The sequence below is a fragment of the Flavobacterium sp. 90 genome, assembly GCF_004339525.1.
Classification (GTDB): domain Bacteria; phylum Bacteroidota; class Bacteroidia; order Flavobacteriales; family Flavobacteriaceae; genus Flavobacterium.
Genome location: NZ_SMGE01000001.1, coordinates 3,527,415 through 3,539,302, shown reverse-complemented (window position 1 = coordinate 3,539,302; position 11,888 = coordinate 3,527,415). Strand labels below are relative to the sequence as shown.

Below are 11,888 nucleotides of genomic sequence, written 5' to 3'. Positions count from 1 at the left end.
CATTTGCAATAGTAAATACCTATTTTAGCAGAGGATAAAAACAACTATTCTATAAAACAAAAAGAAGAACAATATTACCATTAGTAATGTTCGACAGTACTTTACAACATAAAAAAGATGGAATCGAAGAACAAGATTTTAAAATTACGTTTAACTATAAGTTTTGCATTAACATTAATAACTATACTGTCTTTTTCATGCAAAAATGATTCACCTAAAAATAACATTCCAAATACAACACAACTAAATCCAACCCAAAAAGCGGTTATAACTCCTGAAGAAATATCAGAAAAGGAATTAAATGTCTTTTTTCAAGATTTCATAAAAGCTTTTAATACTAATAATGAAAATAAAATAAATAAGTTCATTGACGAAAAAGATGGTTTTGTCGAATATGTTTATGACGGTCCTTATCCTATAATAATTTTTGCTAACAAAATGAGTTATAAAGAATGGTTTGAAACTAAAATCCATACAACCATTTCTTCTGAAAAATTCCCAACTTATCTGGGTGATACTAAATTTGAGAAAACAGGCTTTTTTTATGAAAAATATGAGAATAAATTCAAGCTTTCTGATTTTGATAATGGTTACGTAAATCTTTCAGACTCTGTTTTTAAATCTCATCATGCATTGGAGGACAAATGCAATTACAGAGCACGCGCAATGGATGTTGATGGAAAACGTATTTACAATTTTTACTTTGCAATTACAAAAGAAAAGAAAAAGATTGTAGGATTATCTTATGATTATACTGATGATGTTACATATAGTGATCCACAAACAGGTTTCATCTCTTTTGATTCCAAAAAAGATATCGAAAACTACATTACAGAACAGCAAAAATTCTGTGATACCAAAAATAAATCTTATATCGATTTTACTAAAAAAGAATTTACTTACTGGGATTTTAGAGAAAAACCATTTGTATTTAAAAATTATGAAATTGGAAATATCGAAATACAATCCAAAAAATTAAAAATACGAAAAATCATTTTTCACAATGCAGATGCAAATGAAGAATATAATCGTGATTTTACGATGACATTGTCAAACAAAGGAACATTTGTAGTTACACCCATGGGAGCCCGACCATCTTATGAATATATAATTTGTAAATAATTCCAAAAACAAAATACCTAATTTCATTACATTTACGACTTTAAAAAATCTACTTTTCATGAAACATCTTTTTTCTGCCTTATTTATAATGACACTTTTTATTTCTTGCTCTAATGATAAACCTACTAATCAAGAGCCACAAAAAACAGATTACACTGTTGAAAACGAAAAAGAAATCACTGATTATATTGCCAAAAACAAACTAACAGCTACAAGAACCGCTTCTGGTTTGTATTATATTATCGATCAACCAGGAACCGGAGCACAACCAACGGCAACGTCAAATGTAACTGTAGCTTACAGAGGTTATTATACAAGCGGAAAAATATTCAGCCAAAGCGACGATGCAGGTGTCTCTTTTTCTTTAAACGAAGTTATTAAAGGCTGGACAGAAGGTATTCCTTATTTTAAAACAGGCGGAAGTGGAGCCCTTTTAGTTCCTTCACATTTAGGTTACGGAAGTTTTACTACTAAGGGAATTCCCGGAGGCTCAGTTCTTATTTTTGACGTTAAATTGATTAAAGTTAACTAAGTTTAAATATTATCTCAATGAGAAAGCCACAACAGAATAATATTTGTTGTGGCTTTTTTATATACGACTGAAAACTGATACTTACTATTCTACCAAGGAATCGGATTATAATCTTTCAGGAACTTTCCGCACCAATGTTTTCCCGTATTTATTCCGTCAAATAAAGGATCCATAACACGAGCTGCACCATCAACAATATCCAATGGCGGTTGAAAATCCTCCAGTTCCTGTTTCTTTTTTGCTAACTCTGCAGGATCTTCATCTGTTACCCAGCCTGTATCAACGGCATTCATAAAAATTCCGTGTTTTGCCAAAGTTCCTGATGATGTATGTGTCAACATATTCAATGCGGCTTTTGCCATATTAGTATGCGGATGACGATCTTCTTTAAAGAAACGATGAAACTTCCCTTCCATCGCCGAGACATTTATAATGTGTTTTTTCCCTGTATTATCTTTTTTCATTACTTCAGAAAGTCGGTTACATAACACAAAAGGTGCAACAGAATTTACTAATTGTACTTCGATCATTTCGGTAGTTTCTATTTGCCCTAAACGCAAACGCCAACTATTCGTTTTTCGCAAATCTACTTGTTGTAAATCCGCATCGAGTTCTCCTTCCGGAAAAACTTCATTTGCAACCAATGCATTATCAAAAGAATATGGAATTTGAGATAATTGAGCCGAAGCACGTAAACCAATTCCAGGTTCTGGTCCGTGCCAGGTTACCGGCATATTTTCATTCGAAGAAAAACCTGTTGTCAAAACTTTTAGTTCGTCCAGACAATTCAAATGATCTAATAATAAATCCTGCGCTTGTTTAGGAAGTGACGTTATCGGCAATTCTTCATTTTCCATTAAATGGGAATAAAATCCAGCCGGACGTCTCACCGTTTGTGCTGCATTATTAATCAGAATATCCAAACGTTCGTATTTTTGCTCTATAAAATTGCAAAAAATCTCCACACTCGGAATATGTCTTAAATCTAAACCATGAATTTTTAGGCGATGTCCCCATTCCATGAAATCATCTTCTTTTGCAAATCGCAAAGCCGAATCTACAGGAAAACGTGTTGTCGCAATAACAGTCGCTCCGCTACGCAAAAGCATCAATGTAATATGATAACCAATTTTTAATCGGGAACCCGTGATAACAGCAATTTGTCCTTTTACATCGGCAGTTTGAAAACGTTTGGCGTAATTAAAATCACCACAATCTGTACACATCGTATCATAAAAGTGGTGCATTTTAGTAAATTCTGTTTTACAAACGTAACAGTTTCTGGGAGTTTCGAGTTCTAATGCTTCCTTTTGAGCAAGATCATTTAGAGCCAATAATTTAGGCGCAACAAATATGCTCGCTTCACGCGCATGACGAATTCCGGTTTCTTTACGCGCCGTTTTGTCTTTCTTCTCTTTTTTACGTTTTGCGGCTTGCAAACCGTCTTTTAACCTTCTCGAAAACTCATCGCGATCCGGTCTCGAAAACATTCCTGCTTCTTTGATTAAAGCGATTCGTTGTTCTTTCGGAATATCAAATATTTGGTCTGTATTGGCATTTAATTGTGCTAAAATGGCAATGCATTTATTAATTTCTTCTGAGGTAATCGTATTCGTAGTTTCCACTTCTTCCTTCAACATTATAAAATGTATTACTATTTGCTTAATGGGCAAATATAGTCTTTTTGAAAATCATAAAGTTCAAAGTCAAAAGTTGTAAAATTTCGCTTTATACCTTTAAAACTTTCGTCTTTACGACTTTCGACTTTTTTGTATCTTCGCGCCTACTTGTTAAACATTTATATGCTATTTCAAATTAAATCTTATTTAAAATTCCTTTGGGATTCCAAAAACGAACATGGAGTACATTCGCCTTTTGTTTTTAATTTATTGACAAAATGTTTTTACGACAAGAAACCAAAACCTGAATATTCGATTTTAAAAAACTATCGAAAATCATTGCTGAACAATAAAAACTTTATTGAAGTAACCGATTTTGGTGCGGGTTCAAAAGTATTTAAATCAAATAGAAGACAGATTTCGAAAATAGCATCGACAGCAGGAATTTCCCCAAAACGAGCCGAATTATTGTTTCGTGTAACGAATTATTTTCGGCCTAAAAACATTCTTGAAATAGGAACTTCATTAGGTTTGGCTACTTCTGCACTTGCTTTAGGAAACACAAACGCAAAAATAATTACACTTGAAGGTTGTCCGCAAACTGCAAATGTTGCTAAAAATCATTTAGAAAATTTTGATTGCAAAAATATTGATACAATAATTACAGAATTCGAAAACTTTTTGGTTTCTACAAACCTTCAGGCTACAGATTATGATCTTATTTATTTTGATGGAAATCATTCTAAAAAAGCAACTTTGGCCTATTTTGATCTTTTGTTACAAACGATTACCAATGATTCTGTTTGGATATTTGATGATATCCATTGGTCTTTAGAAATGGAAGAAGCTTGGAAAATCATAAAAAATCATCCAAAAGTTACGGTAACAATTGATACTTTTCAATGGGGATTTGTCTTTTTTAGATACGAGCAGGAAAAAGAACATTTTGTTATTAGGGCTTAATCATTAAAGACATTATCTGGGATCCCATTTTTGAATAATTCTTGATATTCGAGTATATCTTCTTTTTCTCTTATCGGATAATTGAACAATAAATAACTATTCTGAGGTGTTTTTTTGTTGTAAATAATTAAATAACTAATCGTTGTATCAGGTTTTTTATCAGGAATCTCTACATAATCATTCTCATCGACAGCAGTCGAAATCAATTCATTATTTACAATGTAATCATAATTAACTTGTCCTCTATTTTTTCTTCCCTTACCTGACTTATAATATGTTATTTCTCCTTTTGTTAAGGAATAGTCCTCTTTTATGCCGGCTGTATAGTAAATTCCATTTAAAGTTTTAAAAACAATAAAATTTAATAAAAACAATAAAACAAAAATAGTCACTAAATCAAAAAACTTAAACGTAGAAAACCCTTCAAAAAAATAACATAAACGAAAAAGTAATATTGTAAAAAGTATTAAAAGCAAAGCCTTATAAATTATATTCAAATTAAAAAAAAACTCCATATTTATTATTTAATACTCACGAAAATAAGATAATAATATTAATAAGTAGGCATAAAAAAATGACAACCATTTCTGATTGTCATTTAAATACTAATTCAAATTAACTTAATAATTATTTTTTTGCTTCTGCAGTTTCTTCAGATTTAGCTCCCATTCTATTTAAAGTATACATTGGAGCAAATTTCAATTTCAAACCGGCAATTTTTCTGTTATCTTCAGATGTTAAACCTTCTTTTTCAACGGTATTTTTTCTGCTGTCAAGTGCTTCATACATCATTTTAATTTTATCCCAGTCTTCACGTGAATATTTATCTTTATTATTCTCTACGGTATGAACAAATTGTTGGTATACACTGTGAATATTTTTAGCGTTTACCCAATCAAAATTCATATCCTCTCCAATTTTTCCTTCACCAAACAAAGAATTTCTTAATTGTTGTTGTGGACTTGGAGCAGGTGGGGCAAAAACGGCGGTCATTTCTTTTTTAAACTCTTCATATTTCACTTTAGTTGTATTCACTTTTTCGGTCGCAGCCGAATTGTCTTTAATATCGGCTAAAGCCAAATCAGCTTCTGCAGCTCTTCTGTCATACTCATTTTCAACATCTTTCCAACCTGCTTTCAGATCATCTGATTTAACGTTTTTAACTGAATCGACATAAGCCACATAAGAGTCTACAGTTTTTTGAGCTTTTTCTTGTTTCTCATCTTTACACGACGTTAAGCTTAATGCTATTAAAGCAATTCCTGATAATAATTGTATATTTTTCATAATTCTGATTATTTAAGATTATATAACAAATATAAGTTACGAATCAGAGCTTAACATTACATAATTATCACTTTTACAACTTTTAAAACATTATAATTCAATAAAATTACTAAAAAATGGAGATTATATAAAAAGAATACAAAATCACATAACAGATTTTCGTCTGATTTAATTATAATTTATATAAAAATGATAATTTGTAGAAAATCATCATTTTAAATCCTAATAGTTGTAACAAAAATCAATTAGAAACTACTTATCGTTTATTGAAAAGTGTTTTGTACTTTTAAATCCAAAATTGTAAATCAAAATGGCGAATCCATTAATTAAAATAACAAACATCAAACGAGATTTTGTATTAGGTAACGAAATCGTTTATGTCTTAAAAGGTATAGATTTAGAAATTAATAAAGGCGAATATGTAGCTTTAATGGGACCTTCGGGTTCTGGAAAATCAACTTTAATGAATTTGCTTGGTTGTTTAGACACACCAACTTCCGGACACTATGTTTTAAACGGAAAAGATGTCAGCCAAATGAAAGACGATGAATTGGCAGGAATTCGAAACAAAGAAATCGGATTTGTGTTTCAAACTTTTAATCTTTTGCCAAGAACTACAGCTTTAGACAATGTAGCATTGCCAATGATTTATGCAGGATATTCAAAATCAGAACGCACCAAACGAGCTGAAGAAGTTTTGACACAAGTAAATCTGTCAGACAGAATGGATCACCAACCTAATCAACTTTCCGGAGGACAACGCCAGCGTGTTGCAATTGCCCGTGCTTTGGTTAACAAACCTTCGATTATTCTTGCCGATGAACCTACAGGAAACTTAGACAGTAAAACATCTGTAGAAATCATGAAGCTTTTTGGAGATATCCACGCACAAGGAAATACTGTAATCCTTGTAACACACGAAGAAGATATCGCAGCTTATGCACATAGAGTTATTCGCTTAAGAGATGGTTTGATTGAAAGTGATACGACAAAATAGTTTAATTGTTTAATCGGAAAAGAAAAAAATGACCAATTTTATTAAATCTTTTTTATTAGTTTTTTTATTATTTGCAGCCTGCAAAGAAAAACCTGTAGAAGAGATTCGTTATACTAATTTGGCGCCAAAAGCACCGAAAACCGAAATAAAATGGTTGACTGAAAATCAGGTTAAAATAAAAACCAAAAATCATTTATCTTATATAAAAGGTTTTGAATGTGATTCAGTTATCGGAATTGACTATATTGGATTTTCTGGCGAAGATTTCTATTTTCCAATAAATGAAAAAGGACAATATATAAGTACCATTCGTAAAAAACAAAAACTTAGTAACGAACAGATTTCAAAATTGAATTCGATTTTTAGTAATAAAAAAATGTTCGAGAATCCGAACATTGCAAATTGTTATGAACCACGACTTGGATTTGTTTACTTTAAAAATAATGAAGTAATCTGCCAGACAATAGTTTGTATAGGTTGCTCCCGATTTCAATCATCTGCAGAAACTGCAGGTTTAAATGGCGATTTTAATAAAAAAGCCGCATTAGAATTTGAAAAACTGAATCATCAATTGGGTTTCAAACAAAACTAAAAAAGCTTAGTTACTCAGCATCTCAGTCCCGAAGCTTCGGGATAGCACCTCAAACAAGAAAAAATGAAAGTATATACAAAAACAGGAGACAAAGGAACGACGGCTCTTTTTGGCGGTACACGCGTTCCTAAAGATCACATACGAATTGACAGTTATGGAACTGTTGATGAATTGAACTCTTATATAGGACTCATTCGCGATCAGGAAATCGATTCGCATTATAAAACTATTTTAATCGAAATTCAGGATCGTCTTTTTACTGTGGGCGCTATTTTGGCAACACCACAAGAAAAAGAAGTTTTAAAAAACGGAGAACTTCGCTTAAAAAATCTCGGAATAATTGATTCAGATATTGAATTATTAGAAAACGAAATTGATAAAATGGAGGAAAGTCTTCCGCAAATGACTCATTTTGTTTTACCTGGAGGACATCCAACTGTGTCACATTGTCATATAGCACGTTGTATTTGTCGTCGTGCAGAACGTTTGGCAGTACATTTAAGTCATAATGAACACGTTCCTGAGATCGCAATTATGTACTTAAACCGACTTTCTGACTACCTTTTTGTCTTGGCACGGAAGTTGTCCTCAGACTTAAAAGCGGATGAAGTAAAATGGATTCCACGAAAGTAAACAGTCGCAATTTTTCAGTTTTCAGACTGCAGACTAGCACCAAAAACTGAATACGAAAAAACACAGCAATTAGTAACAAATTTCAGTTTTAAGACTGAAAACAGGCACTAAAAACTGAATACTAGTAACGACGTTCTTAAATTTTATTAAAATAAATCAAATTTTACTTGTCTTTTTCAGTAAAAAATTTATTTTTGCACAAACTAAACAGATAACAGATGTATTGGACATTAGAATTAGCATCTTATTTAAGTGATGCGCCATGGCCTGCTAACAAAGATGAACTTATTGACTACGCTATTAGAGCTGGTGCTCCATTAGAAGTGGTAGAAAACCTTCAGTCAATCGAAGATGAAGGCGAGATATATGAATCAATGGAAGAAATTTGGCCTGATTATCCAACAGACGAAGATTATCTTTGGAATGAGGATGAATATTAAAAAATAAACCAAAGGAAAAAGTCTCATCACCGAGGCTTTTTTTTTGGTTCAAATACACATTTACATAAAATAGAAATACAATAAATCATGAGTTTCATAAACAGTATTATTAAAGTCTTTGTAGGTGATAAATCACAGAAAGATGTCAAAGCTTTACAGCCTTATTTAAATAAGATTAAAACATTCGAAACCAGCTTAATGAGTTTGTCTCACGACGAACTAAGAGCTAGAACCGTATTTTTTAAAGAAAAAATAAAAGAAGCCAGAGCTGATAAAGATGCTAAAATTGCTTCGCTTAAAGCTGAAGTAGAAAACATCGAAGACATCGACAAAAGAGAAGATCTTTATGATGCTATCGATACTCTTGAAAAAGAAGCATACGAAATCTCAGAGAAAACTTTATTGGAAATCCTTCCGGAAGCATTCTCTGTAGTAAAAGAAACTTCACGTCGTTTTAAAGACAATTCTTTTATCGAAGTAACTGCAACTCCAAAAGACCGCGAATTCTCAGGTTCAAAAACTTATGTTACTATTGAAGGTGACAAAGCAACCTGGGCTAATAAATGGAATGCTGCCGGTAAAGAAATTACCTGGGACATGATTCATTATGATGTTCAGTTAATTGGTGGTATGGTTTTGCACGAAGGTAAAGTTGCCGAAATGCAAACGGGGGAAGGTAAAACTTTAGTGGCTACACTTCCGCTTTACTTAAACGCTTTGACTGGAAATGGAGTTCACTTAGTAACTGTGAATGATTATCTTGCAAAACGTGATAGTACATGGAAAGCACCTTTATTCGAATTTCACGGCTTGACTGTTGATTGTATCGATAATCACCAGCCAAGTACAGAACAAAGAAAAAAAGCATACGACGCAGATATCACTTACGGAACCAACAACGAATTTGGTTTTGACTACTTAAGAGATAACATGGCACATTCGCCAAGCGATTTAGTACAAAGAAAACACAATTATGCAATTGTCGATGAGGTCGATTCTGTATTGATTGATGATGCAAGAACTCCACTTATTATTTCAGGTCCGGTTCCTCAGGGAGATCGTCATGAATTTAATGAGTTGAAACCAAAAATCGAAAACTTAGTAGCGCAACAACGTCAGTTAGCGAATGGTTTCTTAGCAGAAGCTAAAAAATTAATCAAAGAAGGAAACACTAAAGAAGGTGGATTCTTATTATTAAGAGCCTACAGAAGTTTACCTAAAAATAAAGCATTAATTAAATTTTTAAGTGAAGAAGGAGTTAAACAATTGCTTCAAAAAACTGAAAATCAATACATGCAGGATAACAATCGCGAAATGCATAAAGTTGATGAAGCTTTGTATTTTGTAATTGAAGAAAAAAACAATCAGGTAGAATTAACTGATAATGGTATTCAATACCTTTCAGGAGATACAGATGCAGACTTTTTTGTACTTCCGGATATTGGAACTGAAATTGCTGCTATCGAAAAACAAAAATTAGACAAAGACGCTGAAGCGGAAGCTAAAGAAAGATTATTCCAGGATTTTGGAGTAAAAAGCGAGCGTATTCACACACTTACACAACTTTTAAAAGCGTATGCTCTTTTTGAAAAAGATGTAGAATACGTGATCATGGACAACAAAATTATGATTGTCGATGAGCAAACAGGTCGTATCATGGATGGTCGTCGTTATTCTGACGGATTACACCAGGCGATTGAAGCTAAAGAAAATGTAAAAATCGAAGCTGCTACACAAACATTTGCAACTGTTACATTACAGAATTATTTCAGAATGTACAGCAAATTAGGAGGTATGACAGGTACAGCAGTTACAGAAGCTGGAGAGTTATGGCAGATTTATAAATTAGACGTAGTTGAAATTCCAACAAACCGTCCGATTTCAAGAATAGACAAAGAAGATTATATCTACAAAACTACACGTGAGAAATTCAATGCTGTAATCGAAGATGTAACTGAATTATCAAATGCAGGAAGACCAGTTTTAATTGGAACAACTTCTGTAGAGATTTCAGAATTATTAAGCCGAATGTTAAAAATGAGAGGCGTTACACATAACGTTTTGAATGCTAAAATGCACAAACAAGAAGCACAAATTGTAGAAGAAGCAGGTAAAGCCGGAGTTGTAACTATTGCAACAAACATGGCTGGTCGTGGTACCGATATTAAATTATCTCCAGAAGTAAAAGCTGCCGGAGGTTTAGCAATCGTTGGTACAGAGCGTCATGATTCTCGTCGTGTAGACAGACAGTTACGTGGTCGTGCAGGACGTCAGGGAGATCCGGGAAGCTCTCAATTTTATGTTTCCCTTGAAGATAACTTAATGCGTTTATTTGGTTCTGAAAGAGTTGCTAAAGTTATGGACAGAATGGGACTTCAGGAAGGTGAAGTTATTCAACATTCGATGATGACTAAATCTATCGAGCGTGCTCAGAAAAAAGTAGAAGAAAACAACTTTGGTGTTCGTAAGCGTTTATTAGAATATGATGACGTTATGAACTCTCAACGTGAAGTAGTTTACAAACGTCGTCGTCACGCATTATTTGGTGAGCGTTTGAAACTTGATATCGCGAATATGTTATATGATACTTGCGAATTAATCGTAAGTCAAACTAAACCAGTTAATGATTTCAAAAATTTCGAATTTGATTTGATTCGTTATTTCTCAATCACTTCTCCAATTTCTGAAGCTGATTTCTTGAAATTATCTGACATGGAAATCACTGGAAAAATCTATAAAGAAACTTTAGCTTTCTATACAGAAAAAACAGAAAGAAGCGCAAGAGAAGCTTTCCCAATCATTAAAGGAGTTTACGAAGAGCCAAACAATCATTTTGAGCGTATCGTAGTTCCATTTACTGACGGAATCAAAACTTTGAATGTGGTAACTGACTTGAAAAAAGCATACGAAAGCGAAGGAGCTCAGTTAATTGCTGATTTTGAGAAAAACATAACACTTTCTATCGTTGATGAAGCTTGGAAAAAACACTTACGTAAAATGGACGAATTGAAACAATCAGTTCAATTAGCCGTTCACGAACAAAAAGATCCATTGCTTATTTACAAATTAGAAGCATTCAATTTGTTTAGAGGAATGTTAGACAACGTTAACAAAGAAGTTATCTCATTCTTATTCAAAGGTGATTTACCAGCTCAAAACGTTCCTGAAATTCACGAAGCAAAAGAAGTTCGTCAAAAAGAAAACTTCAAATTAAGCAAAGACGAAATTGTAAACAGCGAAGACATCAACCGCGAAGCTGGAGAAACACAACAACGTCAGGTTACAGAAACCATTGTGAGAGATATGCCAAAAATCAATCGTAATGATACTGTTACAGTTCAGGAAGTTGCAACAGGTAAAACTGAAGAAATGAAATTTAAAAAAGCAGAATCCCTAATCGCTTCAGGTGCTTGGGTTCTTGTTAAATAATAATTTTATTCTAAAATCATAAATTAAATTGCCTCCAGCTTTAGCTGGAGGTTTTTTTTTGAAAATAATAATTGGCTTTAGCCAAATTTCAAACGTACTTTTCGGCTAAAGCCATCTTATAATTTTATATTTAAACTCCAGCTAAAGCTGGAGTCTATTCAAAAAAATTCCATCATTACGTATTGTAGATTTTTTTATTTTGCTGACATTTTTTATGTTAAATGACAAAAATCGTAATAACTAAAAAGAATAAAATGTATTTTTGCTCTCGAAA

11 protein-coding genes are annotated in these 11,888 nt (G+C 32.7%); 8 read left to right on the top strand and 3 right to left on the bottom strand.

The window, feature by feature from the left end; genetic code table 11:
- Positions 1 to 117 precede the first annotated feature (117 nt).
- Both C8C83_RS14905 and C8C83_RS14900 read left to right on the top strand, forming a co-directional pair.
- Positions 118 to 1,122, top strand: coding sequence for a hypothetical protein (locus C8C83_RS14905; protein WP_121329230.1), 1,005 nt, complete (start codon positions 118 to 120; stop codon positions 1,120 to 1,122).
- Between the two features lie 58 nt (positions 1,123 to 1,180).
- Entirely contained in the window at positions 1,181 to 1,654 is a 474-nt protein-coding gene (locus C8C83_RS14900) for an FKBP-type peptidyl-prolyl cis-trans isomerase (RefSeq protein ID WP_121329229.1), read from the top strand.
- Between the two features lie 89 nt (positions 1,655 to 1,743).
- On the opposite strand, the gene C8C83_RS14895 is transcribed toward C8C83_RS14900, so the two are convergent.
- A complete protein-coding gene (locus C8C83_RS14895; protein WP_121329228.1) occupies positions 1,744 to 3,294 on the bottom strand; it encodes an SDR family oxidoreductase in 1,551 nt (516 codons plus the stop codon).
- A 162-nt stretch (positions 3,295 to 3,456) separates the two neighbouring features.
- Between C8C83_RS14895 and C8C83_RS14890 the strand changes: the two genes are divergently transcribed.
- Positions 3,457 to 4,236, top strand: coding sequence for a class I SAM-dependent methyltransferase (locus tag C8C83_RS14890; RefSeq protein ID WP_121329227.1), 780 nt, complete (start codon positions 3,457 to 3,459; stop codon positions 4,234 to 4,236).
- Here the strand turns inward: C8C83_RS14890 and C8C83_RS14885 are convergent.
- Positions 4,233 to 4,751, bottom strand: a complete 519-nt coding sequence (locus C8C83_RS14885) for a hypothetical protein (protein WP_121329226.1) — start codon at positions 4,749 to 4,751, stop codon at positions 4,233 to 4,235. The genes C8C83_RS14890 and C8C83_RS14885 overlap by 4 nt on opposite strands.
- A gap of 112 nt (positions 4,752 to 4,863) precedes the next feature.
- The gene (locus tag C8C83_RS14880) at positions 4,864 to 5,523 is read right to left on the bottom strand and encodes a DUF6565 domain-containing protein (RefSeq protein ID WP_121329225.1); all 660 of its coding nucleotides are present in this window, start codon (positions 5,521 to 5,523) and stop codon (positions 4,864 to 4,866) included.
- A gap of 310 nt (positions 5,524 to 5,833) precedes the next feature.
- Between C8C83_RS14880 and C8C83_RS14875 the strand changes: the two genes are divergently transcribed.
- The 5 genes from C8C83_RS14875 to secA all read left to right on the top strand — a co-directional run bounded on the left by C8C83_RS14875 (position 5,834) and on the right by secA (position 11,614).
- Positions 5,834 to 6,520, top strand: a complete 687-nt coding sequence (locus tag C8C83_RS14875; protein WP_121329224.1) for an ABC transporter ATP-binding protein — start codon at positions 5,834 to 5,836, stop codon at positions 6,518 to 6,520.
- Positions 6,521 to 6,548: 28 nt separating this feature from the next.
- Entirely contained in the window at positions 6,549 to 7,112 is a 564-nt protein-coding gene (locus C8C83_RS14870; RefSeq protein WP_121329223.1) for a hypothetical protein, read from the top strand.
- Between the two features lie 63 nt (positions 7,113 to 7,175).
- Positions 7,176 to 7,745: a cob(I)yrinic acid a,c-diamide adenosyltransferase gene (locus C8C83_RS14865; RefSeq protein ID WP_121329222.1), complete on the top strand. Its 570-nt coding sequence runs from the start codon at positions 7,176 to 7,178 to the stop codon at positions 7,743 to 7,745.
- Between the two features lie 218 nt (positions 7,746 to 7,963).
- On the top strand, positions 7,964 to 8,185 hold the full coding sequence (locus tag C8C83_RS14860; protein ID WP_007138072.1) for a DUF2795 domain-containing protein: 222 nt from the start codon (positions 7,964 to 7,966) through the stop codon (positions 8,183 to 8,185).
- An 87-nt stretch (positions 8,186 to 8,272) separates the two neighbouring features.
- Entirely contained in the window at positions 8,273 to 11,614 is a 3,342-nt protein-coding gene (gene secA, locus C8C83_RS14855; protein ID WP_121329221.1) for a preprotein translocase subunit SecA, read from the top strand.
- The last annotated feature ends 274 nt before the right edge of the window (positions 11,615 to 11,888 follow it).

Coding starts and splice junctions, on each gene's coding strand:
- C8C83_RS14890 (WP_121329227.1), top strand. CDS start 3,457: ATGCTATTTCAAATTAAATCTTATTTAAAATTCCTTTGGGATTCCAAA.
- C8C83_RS14860 (WP_007138072.1), top strand. CDS start 7,964: ATGTATTGGACATTAGAATTAGCATCTTATTTAAGTGATGCGCCATGG.
- C8C83_RS14900 (WP_121329229.1), top strand. CDS start 1,181: ATGAAACATCTTTTTTCTGCCTTATTTATAATGACACTTTTTATTTCT.
- C8C83_RS14895 (WP_121329228.1), bottom strand. CDS start 3,294: ATGTTGAAGGAAGAAGTGGAAACTACGAATACGATTACCTCAGAAGAA.
- C8C83_RS14905 (WP_121329230.1), top strand. CDS start 118: ATGGAATCGAAGAACAAGATTTTAAAATTACGTTTAACTATAAGTTTT.
- C8C83_RS14875 (WP_121329224.1), top strand. CDS start 5,834: ATGGCGAATCCATTAATTAAAATAACAAACATCAAACGAGATTTTGTA.
- C8C83_RS14870 (WP_121329223.1), top strand. CDS start 6,549: ATGACCAATTTTATTAAATCTTTTTTATTAGTTTTTTTATTATTTGCA.
- secA (WP_121329221.1), top strand. CDS start 8,273: ATGAGTTTCATAAACAGTATTATTAAAGTCTTTGTAGGTGATAAATCA.
- C8C83_RS14880 (WP_121329225.1), bottom strand. CDS start 5,523: ATGAAAAATATACAATTATTATCAGGAATTGCTTTAATAGCATTAAGC.
- C8C83_RS14865 (WP_121329222.1), top strand. CDS start 7,176: ATGAAAGTATATACAAAAACAGGAGACAAAGGAACGACGGCTCTTTTT.
- C8C83_RS14885 (WP_121329226.1), bottom strand. CDS start 4,751: ATGGAGTTTTTTTTTAATTTGAATATAATTTATAAGGCTTTGCTTTTA.